The organism is Rhizobium sp. No.120, assembly GCF_054558365.1.
The window spans coordinates 145509-164395 of sequence record NZ_BAAJNQ010000007.1; the positions used below are offsets into that span (position 1 = coordinate 145509).

The 18887-nt window shown below is 60.9% G+C and carries 17 protein-coding genes; 12 read left to right on the forward strand and 5 right to left on the reverse strand.

The window, feature by feature from the left end:
• Nucleotides 1-3 precede the first annotated feature (3 nt).
• From ACYJRZ_RS20295 to ACYJRZ_RS20330, 8 genes are all read left to right on the forward strand, one after another.
• Nucleotides 4-1137 carry an AAA family ATPase gene (locus ACYJRZ_RS20295; protein ID WP_459461923.1) on the forward strand — a complete coding sequence of 378 codons (1134 nt, stop codon included), beginning with the start codon at nt 4-6 and terminating at the stop codon, nt 1135-1137.
• 57 nt (nt 1138-1194) lie between these two features.
• Nucleotides 1195-3426, forward strand: coding sequence for a primosomal protein N' (locus tag ACYJRZ_RS20300; RefSeq protein ID WP_459461925.1), 2232 nt, complete (start codon nt 1195-1197; stop codon nt 3424-3426).
• Between the two features lie 107 nt (nt 3427-3533).
• Nucleotides 3534-3917 (forward strand): AGROH133_08824 family phage infection protein, encoded by a 384-nt coding sequence (locus tag ACYJRZ_RS20305; RefSeq protein WP_459462141.1) that lies wholly within the window; start codon nt 3534-3536, stop codon nt 3915-3917.
• 262 nt (nt 3918-4179) lie between these two features.
• Complete coding sequence (locus ACYJRZ_RS20310) at nt 4180-4746, forward strand: F0F1 ATP synthase subunit delta (RefSeq protein ID WP_112421229.1); 567 nt, start codon at nt 4180-4182, stop codon at nt 4744-4746.
• A complete protein-coding gene (gene atpA / locus ACYJRZ_RS20315; RefSeq protein WP_069613405.1) occupies nt 4746-6275 on the forward strand; it encodes a F0F1 ATP synthase subunit alpha in 1530 nt (509 codons plus the stop codon). Before ACYJRZ_RS20310 ends, atpA begins: the two co-directional genes overlap by 1 nt.
• Nucleotides 6276-6303: 28 nt before the next feature.
• Nucleotides 6304-7188, forward strand: coding sequence for a F0F1 ATP synthase subunit gamma (locus ACYJRZ_RS20320; protein ID WP_015341388.1), 885 nt, complete (start codon nt 6304-6306; stop codon nt 7186-7188).
• Nucleotides 7189-7212: 24 nt separating this feature from the next.
• Nucleotides 7213-8643 carry a F0F1 ATP synthase subunit beta gene (gene atpD / locus ACYJRZ_RS20325; protein WP_069613407.1) on the forward strand — a complete coding sequence of 477 codons (1431 nt, stop codon included), beginning with the start codon at nt 7213-7215 and terminating at the stop codon, nt 8641-8643.
• Nucleotides 8644-8720: 77 nt separating this feature from the next.
• Nucleotides 8721-9128 (forward strand): F0F1 ATP synthase subunit epsilon, encoded by a 408-nt coding sequence (locus tag ACYJRZ_RS20330; RefSeq protein ID WP_095436050.1) that lies wholly within the window; start codon nt 8721-8723, stop codon nt 9126-9128.
• A 91-nt stretch (nt 9129-9219) separates the two neighbouring features.
• Here the strand turns inward: ACYJRZ_RS20330 and ACYJRZ_RS20335 are convergent, their stop codons facing one another.
• Together ACYJRZ_RS20335 and ACYJRZ_RS20340 are read right to left on the reverse strand one after the other, a co-directional pair.
• Nucleotides 9220-9786, reverse strand: a complete 567-nt coding sequence (locus tag ACYJRZ_RS20335) for a type II secretion system protein GspG (protein WP_459461929.1) — start codon at nt 9784-9786, stop codon at nt 9220-9222.
• 232 nt (nt 9787-10018) lie between these two features.
• Nucleotides 10019-10921, reverse strand: coding sequence for a LysR substrate-binding domain-containing protein (locus ACYJRZ_RS20340; RefSeq protein WP_459461931.1), 903 nt, complete (start codon nt 10919-10921; stop codon nt 10019-10021).
• Nucleotides 10922-11037: 116 nt separating this feature from the next.
• Between ACYJRZ_RS20340 and ACYJRZ_RS20345 the strand changes: the two genes are divergently transcribed.
• Genes ACYJRZ_RS20345 through ACYJRZ_RS20355 form a run of 3 tightly spaced genes read left to right on the forward strand, consistent with a single transcriptional unit; the run spans nt 11038 to nt 14827 of the window.
• Nucleotides 11038-12183, forward strand: coding sequence for an iron-containing alcohol dehydrogenase (locus tag ACYJRZ_RS20345; RefSeq protein ID WP_459461933.1), 1146 nt, complete (start codon nt 11038-11040; stop codon nt 12181-12183).
• A 1-nt stretch (nt 12184) separates the two neighbouring features.
• Nucleotides 12185-13684 (forward strand): aldehyde dehydrogenase family protein, encoded by a 1500-nt coding sequence (locus ACYJRZ_RS20350; protein ID WP_459461935.1) that lies wholly within the window; start codon nt 12185-12187, stop codon nt 13682-13684.
• Between the two features lie 21 nt (nt 13685-13705).
• Nucleotides 13706-14827, forward strand: a complete 1122-nt coding sequence (locus ACYJRZ_RS20355) for a mandelate racemase/muconate lactonizing enzyme family protein (protein WP_459461937.1) — start codon at nt 13706-13708, stop codon at nt 14825-14827.
• Between the two features lie 36 nt (nt 14828-14863).
• Here ACYJRZ_RS20355 and ACYJRZ_RS20360 read toward each other — a convergent pair whose 3' ends face one another.
• Together ACYJRZ_RS20360 and ACYJRZ_RS20365 are read right to left on the reverse strand one after the other, a co-directional pair.
• Complete coding sequence (locus tag ACYJRZ_RS20360) at nt 14864-16075, reverse strand: acyltransferase family protein (protein ID WP_459461939.1); 1212 nt, start codon at nt 16073-16075, stop codon at nt 14864-14866.
• 173 nt (nt 16076-16248) lie between these two features.
• On the reverse strand, nt 16249-16824 hold the full coding sequence (locus ACYJRZ_RS20365; protein ID WP_459461941.1) for an NADPH-dependent FMN reductase: 576 nt from the start codon (nt 16822-16824) through the stop codon (nt 16249-16251).
• Nucleotides 16825-16897: 73 nt separating this feature from the next.
• Here ACYJRZ_RS20365 and soxR point away from each other — a divergent pair, with 73 nt between their 5' ends.
• Entirely contained in the window at nt 16898-17362 is a 465-nt protein-coding gene (gene soxR, locus ACYJRZ_RS20370) for a redox-sensitive transcriptional activator SoxR (RefSeq protein ID WP_459461943.1), read from the forward strand.
• A 9-nt stretch (nt 17363-17371) separates the two neighbouring features.
• Here soxR and glpD read toward each other — a convergent pair whose 3' ends face one another.
• On the reverse strand, nt 17372-18883 hold the full coding sequence (gene glpD, locus ACYJRZ_RS20375; protein WP_459461945.1) for a glycerol-3-phosphate dehydrogenase: 1512 nt from the start codon (nt 18881-18883) through the stop codon (nt 17372-17374).
• Between the last annotated feature and the right edge of the window lie 4 nt (nt 18884-18887).

An 18887-nucleotide genomic window follows, 5' to 3' on the forward strand; every position in this document is an offset into this window, starting at 1 on the left:
GGCATGCAGCTACGCTCCATGTTTGCCCGAAATTATCGCTCCCTGCGCTCGATCCGCATGGATCTTTCCGATGTCAATCTGTTCATCGGCGAGAACGGTGTCGGCAAGTCCAATCTCTATCGTTCCCTGCAGCTGGTGCAGGCCGCAGTTCGCGGCCGGCTGGCATATGAAATCTCAAGCGAAGGCGGCATGTTCTCGGCCATGTGGTCGGGCAAGCGGCGTTCGCATGAGTCCCCTCGTATCCGCTTCGATGTCGAGCTGCTCGACATGGAGCGGGCGGCGACCTTTCGCTACTGGATCGAAGCGGGCATACGGCCACCGACCGCTGCGGGTTTCTCACTTGAGCCGGAAATCAAAACCGAGGAGCTTACGTTCGAAGCCGGGCGCAGGCCGGTCACGATGATGAAACGTGACGGGCCTGGTATTGCGGTTCGTGGCGAGAATGGCCGTATGGAAGCCTATCGCGAACAGGCCCTGCCATCGGAAACCGCGATCGCTTTGCTTGGCGATGCCGGACATTATCCGGAGATCGGCGCCTTCCGGCGAGCTGTCGATGCCTGGCGCTTCTTTCATGGTTTCCGCACTGATCGTGGTTCGCCATTGCGTGCACCTTGCTTGGCCATAACGTCGCCTATGCTGGATGAGGATGGCGCTAACATCGCCGCCGTTTTCGCCACGCTCAAACATATAAGAGGAGATACGGTCGAACTCGACTGCGTAATCGCCGCCGCTCTTGGCGGCGCGCGGCTCGTCGTGCCGGTGCCGGAGGAAACGGCGGATTTCGGGCTGATGCTGCCCGAATTTCCCAACCGCGTCTTCCAGCCGCGCGAACTGTCGGACGGTCAAATCCGCTTCCTCGGTCTTGCCGCAGCCCTGATGTCCTATCGCCTGCCGCCCCTGATCGCGCTCAACGAGCCGGAAGCGAGCCTGCATCCGGATATGCTGGTGCCGCTTGCCGACATGATCGCCGAGGCCGCAAAGACGAGCCAGATCTGGATCGTCACCCATTCCGAACGCTTGGCCGAGGCGGTACGGGAGCGCTGCGGCGCCAAGCCGCGCCGGGTGATCCGTGAGGATGGCTCCACCTGGATCGACGGCATGCGACTGACCGGCGAGATGGATGAGGGCGATGAGTAGTAGTGATCCGGCGATCCGGGTTTTCTTTTGCGTCCGTTCGAGGCATGGTCCGGCGCAATGAGCAAAGATTCTTCCGATCTGTTCGGTGCGCTTTTCGAGACGGCGCCTGCAAAATCTGTGATGAGCCGTACCGTGCCCGTTCTCGTGCCGATGCCGGCGCCAAGAGCGTATTCCTATGCCGTGCTTGAGGGCATGGCGGTGGAGCCGGGTTCGGTGGTGCAGGTGCCGCTCGGGCCGCGGCAGGTGATCGGCGTGGTCTGGGATGGCGAGGATGACGGCGGTGTCGATCCGAAGAAGCTTCGGCCGATCAGCCATGTGTTCGATTGCCCGCCGCTCGGCAAGCATATGCGCGATTTCATCGATTGGGTTGCCGCCTATACGCTGTCGCCGCCGGGGCTGGTGGCGCGCATGGCGCTGAGAGCGCCGGCCGCCTTCGATCCAGAACCGATGGTCGAGGGACTGCGATTCATCGGCGGGCAGCCGGAGCGCATGACGCCGGCGCGCGCCAAGGTGATGGAGATTGCCGCCGATGGGCTTTCGTGGACGCGCACAGGGCTTGCGCATGCGGCCGGCGTGTCCACCAGCGTCATCGACGGGTTGATCGCGCAGGGCATTTTTGAAACCATCTTCCTGCCGCCGCCGCCGGTCGTCGCCAAACCCGATCCCGAATTCACCGCGTCGCGGCTGCAGGGGCCGCAGAAGGACGCGGCCGATGAGATCCTGGCCGACGTCCGCAAGGGCGAGTTCGCGGTTTCCCTGATCGATGGCGTTACCGGTTCCGGCAAGACGGAGGTCTATTTCGAGGCCATTGCCGAAACGCTGAGGCGTGGCAAGCAGGTGTTGATCCTGCTGCCGGAAATTGCACTGACGGCAAGCTTCCTCGAGCGTTTTCAGGATCGCTTCGGCGCCAAGCCGGCCGAATGGCATTCCGATCTCGCGCCGCGCATGCGCGAGAAAGTCTGGCGACAGGCTGTCACAGGCGAAGTCAGGGTCGTGGCCGGGGCGCGCTCGGCGCTCTTCCTGCCTTTCGAGGATCTCGGGCTCATCATCGTCGATGAAGAGCATGACCCTGCCTATAAGCAGGAGGATCGCGTCTATTACAATGCGCGAGATATGGCCGTGGTGCGCGGCCGCATCGGTGATTTTCCTGTCGTGCTGGTTTCCGCGACACCTTCGGTCGAAAGCCAGGTCAATGGCCAGAGTGGGCGCTACACGACAATCCACTTGCCGACGCGCTATGGCGATGCGGCGCTGCCCGACCTGCACCTGATCGACATGCGCCGGCATGCGCCGGAGCGCGGCGGCTTCCTGTCGCCGGTCATGATCCGCGCGATCGGCAAGACGGTTGCCAAGGGCGAGCAGGCGCTGCTGTTCCTCAACAGGCGCGGTTATGCGCCGCTGACGCTCTGCCGCGTCTGCGGCCATCGCTTCCAGTGCCCGCAATGTTCGAGCTGGCTGGTGGAGCACCGTTTCCGCAACCAGATCCAGTGCCATCAATGCGGCTATGCCGAGCGCACGCCGGAGGCTTGTCCCGAATGCGGCACGCTCGATCATCTCGTCGCCTGCGGCCCAGGCGTCGAGCGTATCGCGGAGGAGGTGGAGCGGCATTTCCCCGAAGCGCGAACGATCGTGCTCTCTTCCGACATCATGGGCGGCGTCAAGCGGCTGCGGCTGGAGCTCGATGCCATCGCCAAGGGCGAGGCCGATATCGTCATCGGCACGCAACTCGTCGCCAAGGGACACAATTTCCCGCTGATGACGCTGGTCGGCATTGTCGATGCGGATCTCGGCCTGGCGAATGGCGATCCGCGCGCCGCCGAGCGGACGTTCCAGCTCCTGTCGCAGGTGACAGGACGCGCCGGGCGAACCGGCCTCAAGAGCCACGGTCTGCTGCAGACCTACCAGCCGCAACACCCAGTGATGCAGGCGATCGTCTCGGGCGATGCCAGCGCCTTTTACGAGCGCGAGATTTCGGAACGGGAGAGGGCTATCTTGCCGCCCTTCGGCCGGCTTGCCTCTATCATCGTCTCGGCCGACAGCAGGCAGGATGCCGAGACCCATGCGCGTGGCATGCGCAATGCGGCGCCGCAGGTTTCGGGCATTTCGGTGTTGGGTCCTGCCGAAGCACCGATCGCGCTGGTGCGCGGCCGCCATCGCTTCCGCCTGCTCGTGCATGGCCGGCGCAATTCGGATATGCAGGGATTCCTGCGGGCGATGCTGGCGCAGTCCCCAAAGGAGCGTGGTTCCGTACAGGTGCAGCTCGATATCGATCCGCAAAGCTTTCTGTGATTGATGCTGCAGATATCTTGCCTGCGCCTTTCCCTTGTAATGCGGATCATGCCATAAGTCGGCCATCTCACTTAACGTGATTTGCACGGCTGATTTTGAGGGCAATGATGGAGCTTTATTTTCCGGCCGAATTCGGCGAACGGCTTGCCTATTGTTCGGCTGCCGTCACAGCACTGATCGGCCTTTTCCTGATGTTTGCACCGGGCTACACCTATCGCTTCCTCAAGCTGCAGGTGAAGGAGGGCCGGTCGGAGGCCTATGCGGAAGCGCGCTCGGCCGGTGGCTTCATGGTCGGTTTCGGACTGGTGGCGATCCTCTTGGCGCAGCCAATGATCTATCTGGCGCTCGGAGCCTCCTTCGGGGTGGCGGCTTTCGGCCGCATCCTGTCGCTTATGTCCGATCGGGGCAGCGTATTTTTGAGTCTTCTCCTTCTGGTTGTGCAGGCGATTCTCGCGGCGCTACCTTTTCTCTATGGTCTCGGCTATATTTGAGCCGAAAACGGCTCCGGCGCGGCCATTTTTGCCTGCGCTATCCCCATGGTTTTCGAATTTTGCCATCATAAATTCGCCCGAATGGCGTATTCGTCGAATACGCGTGTTGCGAGTCTCAATATCCTATGTTAGACGAACCCCGAATTTCGGATGAGGCGGGAGAGCACTCCTGCTGATTTCTGGGGGAAATCAAAACGAATTCAAGGGCATATCGCTTCCGTCACCCGGAAGTTTGGTTCTTGGGTTGAAATCAGGGAATTTTGTGCCCGTGGCAGACACATCCCAGCATGTTTCTGGCGTTGCAGAACGATATGCCTCGTCGCTGTTCGAATTGGCTCTTGAAGAGGGTGCCGTGCCGGCAGTGGCCGCCGATCTCGATCGGTTCCAAGCCATGCTCGACGAAAGCGATGATCTGAAGCGCTTCGTCCTCAGCCCGGTTTTTTCGGCTGAAGAGCAGGTCGGCGCGATCGAAGCGCTGGCAAAGAAGGCCGGCTTTGGCGCCTATGTCACCAATTTTCTGAAGCTTGTGGCCAGCAACCGGCGCCTTTTTGCGCTGCCGGGCATGATCAAGGCTTTCCGCATCATCGCCGCCCAGCATCGCGGCGAGATTTCCGCCGAGGTCACCTCGGCCCATGCGCTCACTCCTGCGCAGGAAGATGAATTGAAGGCGGCGCTGAAGGGCGTCACCGGCAAGGACGTGGCGATCGCCGTCACCGTCGATCCGTCGATCCTCGGCGGCCTGATCGTCAAGGTCGGTTCGCGTCAGATCGATACGTCCCTTCGCACCAAACTCTCCACCCTTAAGCTTGCATTGAAAGAGGTCGGCTGATGGATATCCGCGCCGCGGAAATTTCCGCAATTCTGAAAGATCAGATCAAAAACTTCGGCAAGGAAGCTGAAGTCTCCGAAGTCGGCCAGGTTCTCTCCGTCGGTGACGGTATCGCCCGCGTCTACGGTCTGGACAATGTTCAGGCCGGCGAAATGGTCGAATTCCCCGGCGGCATCCGCGGCATGGCGCTGAACCTCGAAGCCGACAATGTCGGTGTCGTTATCTTCGGCTCCGACCGCGACATTAAGGAAGGCGACACCGTCAAGCGCACCGGCGCGATCGTTGACGTTCCGGTTGGTCCGGAGCTGCTCGGCCGCGTTGTCGACGCGCTCGGCAACCCGATCGATGGCAAGGGCCCGATCAACGCGACCCGTCGTTCGCGCGTCGACGTCAAGGCTCCGGGCATCATTCCGCGCAAGTCGGTTCATGAGCCGATGTCGACTGGCCTCAAGGCCATCGACGCTCTGATCCCAGTTGGCCGCGGCCAGCGCGAGCTCGTCATCGGCGACCGCCAGACCGGCAAGACCGCCATCATTCTCGACACGATCCTGAACCAGAAGTCCATTCAGGATAACGGTCCGGACAGCGAAAAGCTGTTCTGCGTTTACGTCGCTGTCGGCCAGAAGCGTTCGACCGTTGCGCAGTTCGTGAAGGTTCTTGAAGAACGCGGCGCTCTGAAGTACTCGATCATCGTGGCTGCGACGGCTTCCGATCCGGCTCCGATGCAGTTCCTGGCTCCGTTTGCCGGCTGCGCCATGGGTGAATATTTCCGTGACAACGCCCAGCACGCCCTGATCGGCTATGACGACCTCTCCAAGCAGGCCGTTGCTTACCGTCAGATGTCGCTGCTGCTGCGCCGCCCGCCGGGCCGCGAAGCTTATCCGGGCGACGTTTTCTACCTGCACTCGCGTCTCCTCGAGCGCGCTGCCAAGATGAACGACGAGAAAGGCGCTGGCTCGCTTACGGCTCTCCCGGTCATCGAAACGCAGGGCAACGACGTTTCGGCCTTCATTCCGACCAACGTGATCTCGATCACCGACGGCCAGATCTTCCTCGAAACGGACTTGTTCTATCAGGGTATCCGCCCGGCCGTTAACGTCGGTCTCTCGGTTTCGCGCGTCGGTTCGTCCGCTCAGATCAAGGCGATGAAGCAGGTTGCCGGCTCGATCAAGGGCGAACTCGCCCAGTATCGCGAAATGGCCGCCTTCGCCCAGTTCGGTTCCGACCTCGATGCGGCAACGCAGCGCCTGCTGAATCGCGGTGCTCGCCTGACCGAACTCCTGAAGCAGCCGCAGTTCTCGCCGCTGAAGACGGAAGAACAGGTCGCAGTGATCTTCGCCGGCGTCAACGGCTATCTCGACAAGCTGCCCGTTGCTCAGGTCGGCAAGTTCGAGCAGGGCCTGCTGTCGTACCTCCGCTCGGAAGGCAAGGACATCCTCGACACCATCCGTACCGAAAAGGCCATCAGCGACGCGACGAAGGGTAAGCTCACCGCTGCTCTCGACAGTTTCGCCAAGTCTTTCGCGTAATCGGGCCAAGCTCTAGGACGGACCAAGGATGCCTTCACTCAAGGATCTGAAAAACCGGATCGCCTCCGTCAAGGCGACGCAGAAGATCACCAAGGCGATGAAAATGGTCGCCGCGGCGAAGCTTCGGCGTGCGCAGGAGGCGGCCGAGGCCGCCCGGCCTTACTCGCAGCGCATGGCTGCTGTTCTGGCCAACATTTCGGCTGCCGTCAGCGATGCTGATGGCGCGCCGCTGCTGATGACCGGAACCGGCAAGAGCGACGTGCATCTGCTCGTCGTCTGCACGGCCGAGCGTGGTCTGTGCGGTGGTTTCAATTCGCAGATTTCGCGCTTTGCCCGCGATCATGCCCGCAAGCTTCTGGCGGAAGGCAAGACGGTGAAAATCTTCACCGTCGGCAAGAAGGGCTATGACGTCCTTCGCCGCGAATACGCATCGCTGATCGTCGAGCGCAAGGAATTGCGCGACGTCAAGCGCATCGGTTTCGACAATGCCGACGCCATCGGCAAGCGCATCATCGAGATGTTCGAAGCCGGCGAATTCGATGTCTGCACGCTGTTCTATTCCGAATTCAAGTCGGTGATCAGCCAGATCCCGACGGCACAGCAGCTCATTCCGGCGTCGGCTCCCGCCGTTGTCGAAGAAGATGCGGCCCACAAGGGCGCCGTCTATGAATACGAGCCGGATGCGGCTTCGATCCTCGCGGACCTGATCCCGCGCAACATCTCTGTCCAGATCTTCCGCGCGTTGCTCGAAAACGTCGCCGGCGAAATGGGCGCCAAGATGAGCGCGATGGACAATGCGACGCGCAACGCTGGTGAGATGATCAACAAGCTGACGCTGAACTACAACCGTCAGCGCCAGGCACAGATCACCAAGGAATTGATTGAAATCATTTCGGGCGCCGAAGCGCTCTGAGGTTAGGGAAAAGAGGGTAAGAATATGGCTGACGCAGCTACCCCCGCAGGTTCTGTCGGTAAGGTTACTCAGGTTATCGGCGCCGTTGTGGACGTTGCTTTCGACGGCGAGCTCCCGGCGATCCTGAACGCGCTTGAAACCGACAATAACGGCAATCGTCTGGTTCTCGAAGTCGCACAGCACCTCGGCGAAAATTCCGTCCGCACCATTGCCATGGACTCGACCGAAGGTCTGGTTCGCGGTCAGCCGGTCAAGGACACGGGCGCACCGATTTCCGTTCCGGTTGGACACGAGACGCTGGGTCGTATCATGAACGTCATCGGCGAGCCGGTCGACGAAGCAGGTCCGCTGAACACCTCCAAGAAGCGCGCTATCCACCAGGAAGCTCCGTCCTACGTCGAGCAGTCCACGGAGGCGCAGATCCTCGTCACCGGCATCAAGGTCGTCGACCTGCTGGCTCCTTATGCGAAGGGCGGCAAGATCGGCCTGTTCGGCGGCGCCGGCGTTGGCAAGACCGTTCTCATCATGGAACTGATCAACAACGTCGCCAAGGCGCACGGTGGTTACTCGGTGTTCGCAGGCGTGGGTGAGCGTACCCGCGAAGGCAACGACCTTTACCACGAAATGATCGAATCAGGCGTCAACAAGCACGGTGGCGGCGAAGGCTCCAAGGCTGCGCTCGTTTACGGCCAGATGAACGAACCGCCGGGCGCCCGCGCTCGCGTCGCTCTGACCGGTTTGACCGTTGCTGAAAACTTCCGTGATGAAGGCCAGGACGTTCTGTTCTTCGTCGACAACATCTTCCGCTTCACGCAGGCTGGTTCGGAAGTGTCAGCTCTGCTCGGTCGTATTCCTTCTGCCGTGGGCTATCAGCCGACGCTCGCAACCGACATGGGCCAGATGCAGGAGCGCATCACCACCACGACGACGGGCTCGATCACCTCGGTTCAGGCCATTTACGTTCCGGCCGACGACTTGACCGACCCGGCACCGGCAACCTCCTTCGCCCACCTGGATGCAACGACCGTTCTGTCGCGCTCGATCGCTGAAAAGGGCATCTACCCGGCCGTCGACCCGCTCGACTCCACCTCGCGCATGCTCGACCCGATGGTCGTTGGTGAAGAGCACTACGAAGTTGCCCGTAAGGTTCAGTCGACGCTGCAGCGCTACAAAGCCCTGCAGGACATCATCGCCATCCTGGGTATGGACGAACTGTCCGAAGACGACAAGCTCGCTGTTGCCCGCGCCCGCAAGATCGAGCGCTTCCTGTCGCAGCCGTTCTTCGTCGCCGAAGTCTTCACCGGTTCGCCGGGCAAGCTCGTCGCGCTCGAAGACACGATCAAGGGCTTCAAGGGCCTCGTCAACGGCGAATACGACCACCTGCCGGAAGCTGCCTTCTACATGGTCGGCTCGATCGACGAAGCGATCGAAAAGGCCAAGAAGCTGGCTGCCTGATCAGGCCAATCCATCGGCGCGCGGCCTTGTCCGCGCGCCCTTGCCTTGCGAATAAGACAATCGAGAAGTGACGGGCCATGGCTGACAATTTCAATTTCGAACTGGTTTCTCCGGAGCGTTTGCTGCTGTCGGAACAGGTTATCGATGTCGTCATCCCCGCGAGCGAAGGCGAGATGACGGTCATGGCGAACCATGCGCCGACCATGACCACGATCAAGCCTGGTGTCGTCAAGGTGCATTCGGCTTCGGGCAAGAAGCAGGACTACGTTGTTTTCGGCGGTTTCGCCGACATCCTGCCGACCGGCTGCACGCTGCTTGCCGAATCCGCCGTTCCGGTCGAAGACATGAGCCGCGACGAGCTGGACCGCCGCATCAATGCCGCCAAGGCCGAGCTCGAAGATGCCGAGCATCACGAGCACAAATCGCGCTTGGAGCACTTCATCATGGAACTCTCGCATCTGCGCGGCTCGATCCCGCAGGATTGATGCGATCCGAGAGTTGTGCGTGAGATGGAAGCGGTCCTCTGGGCCGCTTTTTTGTTATCCGTATGCTCTCGTTTGAAATATCATCAACTCATTACGGCCGTTGAGTTTTGTCGACGAGCAGCCCTAAGTTGCCAGCCGGATTGAGAATGTCAGGCACAATGTCATCGGTTGTGAACGGGATGCCGTCAGGCCCGACACTGCGAAGATAATAGTGATTGGCACCCGTGCGCTGATAGTAGAAGAGATTCTGGTTCGGCAGCGGACCGAGCTGGAAGGGGTCGGCCACGAAAATTGCATTGTTTTGTCCTGTTGCCTTTTGCAGCTCTTCCAAAGAGCTTGGATAGGATCCGTGTTGCAGCCGGTATAACTCTATGGCCGGAACCAAGGTGTTGAGTGTCTGCGATGCGAGTCGCTTCTTGAGATCATCGGCGATGCCGCCGTGCTCCACGAACCCCTTATAATAGAGACCTCCATAAAGGACGACGGTAACGAGTATTCCGAGCGCTCCAAGTGTCGCTAACAGCTGTCCCCCTTTCTTCCTGGTTAGCAATCCCCAAAGAATAGCTGTGATCCCAAAGGGTACGCCAAGGAGGGGAAAGAATGAAAATCCAGCAATGACATATGGCGCAGCGCCAAGCCGCTGCTGACTGTCTGTCATGGAAATGCCTCGCGCCAGGGAGGAATACGATGTTCGGCTCTTCTCGCGAACCTGCTGGGGATTAGCTTTTGCTGTTACGCCAGAAGTAACGCCTAACCTGGATTGTATGAGCCAGATTTGGACCGCTTGCAATATACATAGGAAATAACTGAATGGCGTTTTGATGTGAACCAATTACAATCGCGAACGATTTCCATATTTGCGATTCTCCGACAAACTCACGATCTAGATTCTAGCGATTTTCTGCCAGCAGAAACCTGTGCAGTTGCGCTGCCTCGGGAGAGAGCGAGCGAAAACGCGGTGCGCCCAGATAATATCCGAAGCCACTCTCGACGCGATCCTGGCCGACTGTGACGAGTGCACTTGACTGCAGATATTCCTCAATCAGGCCAAGGCTACCGAGTGCGATGCCTTCGCCTCTGAGGGCTGCTTCTACGGCCATGATGTAGGTCGAGAAGGACAGGCGCGGTCGCGGCAGCTTTCCCTTCAAGGGATCGCCGACGCGGCCGAACCATTGGCGGAAACTGATCCAATGGGCGTTGGCGCGCTCGTAGTCGATGAGATCGAGCCCGGCAATATCCACCGCCGTCAGTGTCTGCGCGTCCAAGCCGCGGGCTGCCAGATAATCCGGCGAGGCGACCGGGACCAGCACCTCTTTCAAGAGCGGCGTGAGGCTCCAGCGCGGATGTTCGCCGGTGGAATAGATGATGATGAGATCGTTGTTCTCCGAGGCGAGTTCGGAGTGCACATCCGTCGTCAGCAGGCGCACGGAGATGCCGGGGCTCTCCTTGCCGAAATCCCTCAGGCGCTGCCCGAGCCAGAGATGCGAGATCGAGCCGCTTGCAGCGATCGAGATGATTTCGCCCGTGCCGGTGCGAAAGGGCTCCAGGCTCTCTTCCAGATATTCCAGCGTGGCGCGCACGCGCTGGAACAGCCGCTCGCCATCCGGCGTTAGCGCCAGATTTCGGCCGCGCCGGGTGAAGAGCGTCGCGCCTAGGTGATCTTCCAGCCCCTTGATGCGGCGGCTGACGGCGGCCTGGGTGATGTTGAGCTCCCGGCCGGCGCGGGAAAAATTCATGGCGCGTGCCGCCGCGTCGAACACGCGGAATGCCTCCAGCGGTATTTTCTCTAACATCGGCTCTCCATAACTTTAGATCATCAATATTCCCAATAATTACCCGGATTTGAAGATCTGAAATTGTGATGCAAGATTGTGACATCATTTTCAGTCGCTTGTCTAAGGTGAACCGCGTGTCCTTTTCCGTTTCCGCCATCCCAGATCTTCGTTTCGGCGAGGGTGCGCTCTCCGGCCTTCCCGCCGCAGTCAAATCCTTCGATGGCGTCAGCACCGTCCTGCTCGTCATCGATGCTTTCCTGGCGCAGTCCGGCCTTGCGGCCAGGGTCAGCGCCGAGCTTGCGGAAGCCGGCGTCAAGACGCAGATCTTTTCCGATTTTGCCGGCGAGCCGAAGCTTGCGCATCTGCATGCGGCGATCGAGGCGGGGCAGGGCGCCGATATGGTGATCGGCATCGGCGGCGGCTCTGCCCTCGATATCGGCAAGATCGTCGCCTGCTGCATCGCCTTCGGCAAGGATCCGATGCATTACGCGCTGGCGGCCAATCCGCTGCCGAAGAATCCGCTGAAGAAGATCATGATCCCGACTACAGCCGGTACGGGTTCGGAGACATCGGCGACGAATATCTTTGCCGGGCCTGAGGGCAAGAAGCTCTGGATCTGGGGACCGGAGACAAAGGCCGATCTCGTTATCCTCGATCCGGCACTGACGAAGACCTTGCCCGCCAGCCTGACCGCATGGTGCGGCCTCGATGCCTTCATCCACGCTTTCGAGGCAGCCACGAACCGGAATACGCATCGCGGTGCGCAATTCTATGCGCATCAGGCGCTGCGGCTGCTGACCGGCGCACTGGAAACGGCCGTCAAGCAGCCCGACGATATGGCCGCTCGCGGCGACGTGCTGCTCGGCTCCTGTTTTGCTGGCATTGCCATCGACAATTGCGGCACGGCGATCGCCCACAATGTCAGCCATGCGTTGGCCGGCCTCGCGCCGATTCATCATGGCCTTGCGACGGCGCTCGGCTTCGAGGTGACGCTGCCATGGCTCGCCGAAGCCGATACCGCAGATCTCAATGCAGCGGCCAAGGCTTGCGGCCTCGATAGCGCTGCTGAACTTCCTGCTTTCATCTCCGACTGGATGGACTGCTGCGGCATCGTGCGCGCGCTGCCGGCTGCCTTCAAACCCTTCGATGCTTCCGATCTCGCCCGCGAGATGCGCGCGACCGAAAACCAGCCCATGCGGCGCTCGACGATCCGTGACGTGACGGATGCCGATATCCACCGCTTTGCCGCCGCCATCATGGCGCTGCCGAAAGGAATCTGAGATGACCAAGAATTACACGCGGGACTATTGGGAAAGTGTTCTGTCCACTCTCAAGCCCGAAGGACGGCACTTCATCGATGGCTTGCACCGTGCCGCCGCATCCGGCGAAACCTTCACCCGCATCCGGCCGATGGACGGCAAGCCCGGCGCTGAGCTTGCGCGCGGCAATGCCGCTGACGTCGACGCTGCCGTTGCCTCGGCCCGCGCTGCCTTTGAGAGCGGTGTCTGGCGCAAGAAGGAGCCGCTCGAAAAGAAGAAGATCATGCTGAAATGGGCCGAGCTCATCCGCGCCCATGGCGACGAACTGGCCATGCTCGAGACGATCGATGTCGGTAAGCCGGTCATGGCGTCGCTTGGTGTCGATGTGCGCCTTTGCGCCGACGGCATCCAGTTCTACGGCGAGATGATCGACAAGATGTATGACGAGATCGCGCCGACCGGCCCGAATGCACGCGCGCTGGTGCGCAAGGTGCCGCTCGGCGTCATCGGCGCGATCACGCCCTGGAACTATCCGATGATCATCGATGCGTGGAAGCTCGGCCCGGCGATCGCGGCTGGCAATTCCGTCGTGCTCAAGCCGGCCGAACAGTCTTCGCTTTCGGCGATCCGCCTTGCCGAGCTCGCAGTGGAAGCAGGCCTGCCCGCGGGCGTCTTCAACGTCGTGACGGGTTATGGCGAAGAGACCGGCAAGCCACTGGCGCTGCACATGGATGTCGACATGATCGCCTTCACCGGTTCCACCGAAGTCGGCAAGCTGATCATGGGCTATGCGGCGCAATCGAACGTCAAGCGCGTGGCGCTGGAGCTTGGCGGCAAGTCGCCGCTGGTCGTCTTCGAAGATGCCGATCTCGATGCGGCCGCCGTCGCGGCTGCCTGGGGCTGCTTCTACAATTCCGGCGAGACGTGCCATGCGTCGACCCGCCTCATCGTGCAGCGTTCGGTGCAGGATAGGCTGATCGAGAAGATCGAGGCAGTCACCCGCTCGGATATCGCGCTCAAGCATCCGCTCGACCCTGCGGCGCAGATCGGCGCGCTGATCGAGGAAGAGCATATGAACAAGGTTCTGGCGATGATCGCGGCCGGCGAGAAGGAAGGCGCGCGCCGTGCCTTCGGTGCCGAGCGCGTCATGAGCGAGACAGGAGGCTACTATGTCTCGCCGGGCGTCTTCGTCGATATGACCAACGACATGAGCCTAGCGCGGCAGGAAATCTTCGGACCAGTGCTCGCCGCCATTCCCTTCGACACGGAGGAGGAGGCGCTGAGGATCGCCAACGACACGATCTACGGGCTGGCCGGCGCCGTCTTTACCAAGGACATGGATCGCGCTTATCGCTTCTCTGAAGAGATCCATGCGGGTACGGTGTGGATCAACACCTATGACATGTCGAATTTCGCGACGCCGTTCGGCGGCTTCAAGCAGTCCGGTTTCGGCCGCGACCGTTCGGTGCACGCGATCGACAAGTATTGCGATTACAAGACGATCTGGCAGCAGTTCGGCTGAGGTTTGTAGGGAGGCATGACCATGAGCAAGATCGTTTCCATCGAGATCACCCATCACCGCCTGCCGCTCGATCCGGCATTCAAGGCAAGCTGGGATGGCCGTCCACGCCGGCACTTCGATGCGACCATCGTTCGCGTCAGGGATGATGAAGGCCGCGAGGGCATCGGCTCCGGCGACCTGATGAAGGGTTTCGAGGGGCATGAGGATCTGTTCATCGGGCAGGACCCGCGGCACGTCGAACGGCATTATGAAGTCCTCTCGCATATCAACTTCCATTATGGCCGCTGCTGGCCGATGGATCTGGCGCTGTGGGACCTCTCCGGCAAGATTACCGGCGAGCCGGTCTGGCGGATGCTCGGTGGCCGCGCCAGCCGCGTGCGGCTCTATGCATCCTCCGGTGTGTTGCGTGAGCCCTCTGCCATGGCCGACCAGGCCGAACGTTATATTGACGAGGGCTTCCCGGCCATGAAGGTGCGCTTCTCCTCGTCTTCGGGAGGGCGTGGCGGCTGGCGTGAGGACGTCAAGGCGCTGGAAGCGATCCGCGCCCGCGTCGGCGACCGACTGGAGCTGATGGTCGACTGCAATCAGGGTTGGCGCATGCCCTGGGATACGACCCTGCCATGGACCTTCAAGGATGCGCTTGCCGTCGCCAAGGAATTGGAGCGGCTCGGCGTTTACTGGATGGAAGAGCCGCTTCACCGCTCCGACCGCAAGGGCATGAAGGAATTGAAGCAGGCAACTTCGGTGCGCATCGTCGGCGGCGAGATGACGCGCGAGCTCTACGAGTTCCGCGATATCATCGAGGAGCGTGCCTTCGATGTCATCCAGCCCGATGTTGCGCTCGTTGGTGGCATCACCGGTTGCCGGCGGCTCGCCTATCAGGCGCGCGAGGCGGGCGTGCAGTTCACGCCGCATTCCTGGACGAATGGCATCGGTGTGCTCGCCAATGCGCATCTGACCGCGGGCGTTGCCGATGCAGCCTGGCTCGAATATCCCTATGATAATCCGGAATGGAGTGAAGCGCGCCGTGATTATCCGATGGCCTCGCCGCTCAAGCATGAGGCCGGCTGGCTGGATCTCGGCGTCGCACCAGGCCTCGGCGTCGTTCTCGATGAGGAGCGGCTGAAGGCGACTCGTGTCTAGGAGGCATTCAGCTTAGGCCGTTTTCCTTCCCGTCCATCATGCGGTGACGGGACGTATCCCCGTGTTCTCCCGCGAGCGCGCCCACTGAATGACGGGGCGTTCGAGCAGCACATAGCTCAGCGTGCCGATGGCAAAGATGATGGCGGTTGCGATCAGGCTTGAAATTATCCAGCCGACGAGAACATCGTCGGAGCCTGCGCCGAATGATGAGGGAAAGAGCTGCGGCATCAAGGTCAGCACGATATCCTGCCAGATGTAGACGCCGAATGAGACGGTGGCGACATAGCGGCTCGCGGGATTGTCGAGCAGCTTTGCCAGCAGCAGCGATTGGGGAAGCGCGCAAAGCGCAATCGCGACCGCCAGGGGAAGCAGCGGGAATTGATAGGGAATGCCGAGCCAGGCATAGCCTTCCGCTGCGCCGCCGATGGACTGCGGTAGCTGCCACGCGCCCATGACGATCGCGACCGCGCCGATGATGTCATAGATCGCTGAGCGTCGGGCTGGGAGGAGTGTCTGAATGCCGGCGGCGAGCGCGCCGATCGCGAATATGGCGAAGAAGCCGATCGGGTTATAGCGCGGCATCCATTCCTTGGCGCCGCCCTGGAAGCCATATCGCCATCCTTGCCCTACATTGTCGGTTGGAAGATAGGTGACCACGAGCCAATGGCCAATCAAGGATATCGCAATGATGCCGATCCAGAGCAGGCGGCTGACGAGTACGGAGCGCGATCTCAGTTTCGGATGGAACAACAGCAGGAAACCGATCGGCATGAGAACATAGCAGGTCGTCTCGAAGGGGATCGACCATAGCGGCCCATCGCCTTGCACCGGAAAAAAGGTGCGCCAGTGCCATTGGCTCATCAAGAAGAAACCGGCGATGTAGCGGCCGACCAGTTCTGCATCGAGCGGAAAGCCATAGATGGTGAAACTAATCAGGAAGCCGACCGTCAGGGCAAACCAGAAACCCGGCAGGATGCGTGCGGCACGGCGCATGGCATAGATCTTCAGCGAAGGTAAGGGTTGAGCTCTATCCAGTGCCAGCCAGAAGGGGCGTGCAAGAAGGAAACCGCTGAGGACGAAGAAGACCGAGACGCCGTGATTGCCGAAGCGCGCGATTATGAAGGTCATGTCCAGATCCGGTGGGATCTTGTAGAAATTCATTCGGAGCACGAGATGGTGAACAAGCACCATCAAACATGCGACAGCGCGCACGAAATCCGCTCCTCCCAGCCGCTTGGCCTTCTCCATTCCCGTATCCGCCCGAGATCTCCTGCTGTTGGGTTAGGTCATTGCGGCGGTTTCGGCAAGCGTGATCCTTGAAGGCAGGACGCCCGGATCCGTGGTGTCGGGTCCGGGCGTCGGACCGATCTCCCGCACCTGCCAGAAACGAGAGATCGGATTCCTGTGTTCTAGGATACTGATCAGGCGGCAACGGAGCGGTAGGGGCGCGTGACGCGGGCCGGTTTCAGGGCGTTGCTCCACCAGTTCAGCCGCGCAATCATGAGGACAAGCGATTTTCTGGCGTCGAGCGGATTTTCCAGCGTGCCATCCTCGGCAAATCTGCCCCAGGGATTGGCGAAGCTGACCGTATCGCGCACGGTGACCGTGTGCAGCTCGGCAAAGACGAGCCGCAACTGTTCCACCGCGCGCAGGCCGCCGGAGATGCCGCCATAGGAGATGAAGGCGACAGGTTTGCCGTGCCAGGGCTCGTAGACGAGATCGAGCACGAATTTCAGCGAGGCGGTGAAACTGTGATTGTATTCCGGCGTGACGACAATGAAGGCATCGGCATCCGAAAGCCGCTCCGACAGAGCTGCGACGCCGGGATGCTCGCGATTGTGCGCGAAAGGCAGATCGAATTCGAGGGGATCGATCAGGTCGATGTCGATGAGCGGATAGTGCGCCAACTCGCGGGCGACCCAGTTGACCACCCGGTCGCACAGCCGGCCCGGACGCGTGCTGCCATAGATGATCGCCAGCCGGGTTCTTTCTGTCATGTCTTGCTCCTGCTTTACGCGCTTCGGAGCCAGGGTTATAAAACCTCAAGTAAAGTTGAGGTCAATAGCGAAAATGGGAAAAATCGATCCGGCTCAATTTCCGAAGTTGCTGACGGTGGGCGAGGTGGCGACGCGCAGCGGCGTTGCCGTATCGGCACTGCACTTCTATGAGGCGAAAGGCCTGATCGAGAGCCATCGCAGCCGCGGTAACCAACGGCGCTACCCTCGCGAAGTGCTGCGGCGAGTCTCCATCATCAAGGTAGCCCAACGCGTCGGCATTCCGCTTGCCGAGGTTCAGGCGGCTCTTCGATCGCTGCCGCAGGGGCGTACGCCGACGGCATCCGACTGGAAGGCCCTTTCGGAGCGTTGGAAGGACGATCTCGACGCTCGCATCAAGCGCCTGCAGGGACTTCGCGATCAGCTGGACAGCTGCATCGGCTGCGGCTGCCTTTCGCTCGATAGCTGTCCCTTGCGCAATCCGTGGGACGCGCTTTCCGAAGAAGGCGCAGGCCCGCGGTTGCTCGATCCCGGAGAGTGAATTGGCCGCTCAGGCGTGAACGTGGCTCTCTGCCATATAGCTGTCGAGAGCTGCGGCTTCTTCCTTCGAAAGATAAAGACCCTTCTTGGAGCGGCGCCAGAGGATATCGGCGGCACTATACGCCCATTCCTGTTCCATCAGGTAGCGCACTTCCGCCTCATAGAGATCGCTTCCGAAACAGCGACCGAGATCGGCGATCGTCTTCGCATTGCCAAGGATCATGGCAGCGCGCGTGCCGTAGCGGCGGATGAGGCGGCGGGCATGAGGATCGGCGAGGAAGGGATAGCGTGATTTGAGCTTGGTGACTTCAGCCTCATAACCGCGAACCGGAAAATCGCCGCCGGGCAGCGAACTTCCGGCGGTCCAGGGCGTGCCCTTGAGGCCGATAGCTTCGCCAATCTTTTCCAGCGCATGTTCGCCGAGGCGGCGATAGGTAGTGAGCTTGCCGCCGAAGACGTTGAGCAGTGGCGCTTGGCCCTCTTCGCCTTCGACCTTCAGCACGTAATCGCGCGTGGCTTCCTGCGCCTTCGATGCACCATCGTCATAGAGCGGGCGTACGGCCGAATAGGTCCAGACGATATCCTCGGGCTTTACCGGTTCCTTGAAATATTCGCTGGCGGCATTGCAGAGATAGGCCGTCTCCTCTGCAGTGATCTTCACATCCTTCGGATCGTCCTTGTAGTCGCGATCCGTGGTGCCGATCAGCGTGAAGTCCTGCTCGTAGGGGATGGCGAAGATGATGCGGTTGTCCGGGTTCTGGAAGAAATAGGCGCGCGGGTCATCGAACTTCTTGCGCACGACGATATGGCTGCCCTGGACGAGACGGACATTGTGTACCTGGTTCTTGCCGAAGGCACCGGCGAGCACCTGATCGACCCAGGGACCTGCTGCATTGACCAGCATGCGGGCGCGAAACTGGCGCTTCTCGCCGCTGATCGTATTCTCCGTTTCGATCGCCCAGACCGCGCCTTCACGGCGGGCGGAGACCACTTTCGTCCGCGGCATAATCGTCGCGCCGCGATCTGCAGCATCGCGGGCATTCAGCACTACCATGCGGGCATCGTCGACCCAGCCGTCGGAATATTCGAACGCCTTGGTGAAGAGCGCCTTCAGCGGCTTGCCGGCGGGATCCTTCTTCATGTCCAGCGTTGCGGTCGGGGGCAGCAGCTTTCGTCCGCCGAGGTGATCGTAGAGGAAAAGGCCGAGGCGGATCAGCCAGGCCGGGCGGATGCCGCCCTTGTGATACGGCAGGACGAAGCGCATCGGCCAGATGATATGCGGCGCCATTGCCCAGAGCACTTCGCGCTCCATCAGCGATTCGCGCACGAGGCGGAATTCGTAATGTTCGAGATAGCGCAACCCGCCATGGATGAGCTTTGTGGCGCCAGACGACGTGCCGGAGGCGAAGTCGTTCATCTCGGCGAGCGCGACCTTATAGCCGCGCCCTACGGCATCGCGGGCAATGCCGCAGCCATTGATGCCGCCGCCGATAACGAAAATATCGTAGATCTGCTCGCTCACCCGC

Coding starts and splice junctions, on each gene's coding strand:
- ACYJRZ_RS20295 (WP_459461923.1), top strand. CDS start 4: ATGCAGCTACGCTCCATGTTTGCCCGAAATTATCGCTCCCTGCGCTCG.
- ACYJRZ_RS20300 (WP_459461925.1), top strand. CDS start 1,195: ATGAGCAAAGATTCTTCCGATCTGTTCGGTGCGCTTTTCGAGACGGCG.
- ACYJRZ_RS20305 (WP_459462141.1), top strand. CDS start 3,534: ATGGAGCTTTATTTTCCGGCCGAATTCGGCGAACGGCTTGCCTATTGT.
- atpA (WP_069613405.1), top strand. CDS start 4,746: ATGGATATCCGCGCCGCGGAAATTTCCGCAATTCTGAAAGATCAGATC.
- ACYJRZ_RS20320 (WP_015341388.1), top strand. CDS start 6,304: ATGCCTTCACTCAAGGATCTGAAAAACCGGATCGCCTCCGTCAAGGCG.
- atpD (WP_069613407.1), top strand. CDS start 7,213: ATGGCTGACGCAGCTACCCCCGCAGGTTCTGTCGGTAAGGTTACTCAG.
- ACYJRZ_RS20330 (WP_095436050.1), top strand. CDS start 8,721: ATGGCTGACAATTTCAATTTCGAACTGGTTTCTCCGGAGCGTTTGCTG.
- ACYJRZ_RS20335 (WP_459461929.1), bottom strand. CDS start 9,786: ATGACAGACAGTCAGCAGCGGCTTGGCGCTGCGCCATATGTCATTGCT.
- ACYJRZ_RS20340 (WP_459461931.1), bottom strand. CDS start 10,921: ATGTTAGAGAAAATACCGCTGGAGGCATTCCGCGTGTTCGACGCGGCG.
- ACYJRZ_RS20350 (WP_459461935.1), top strand. CDS start 12,185: ATGACCAAGAATTACACGCGGGACTATTGGGAAAGTGTTCTGTCCACT.
- ACYJRZ_RS20355 (WP_459461937.1), top strand. CDS start 13,706: ATGAGCAAGATCGTTTCCATCGAGATCACCCATCACCGCCTGCCGCTC.
- ACYJRZ_RS20360 (WP_459461939.1), bottom strand. CDS start 16,075: ATGGAGAAGGCCAAGCGGCTGGGAGGAGCGGATTTCGTGCGCGCTGTC.
- ACYJRZ_RS20365 (WP_459461941.1), bottom strand. CDS start 16,824: ATGACAGAAAGAACCCGGCTGGCGATCATCTATGGCAGCACGCGTCCG.
- soxR (WP_459461943.1), top strand. CDS start 16,898: ATGGGAAAAATCGATCCGGCTCAATTTCCGAAGTTGCTGACGGTGGGC.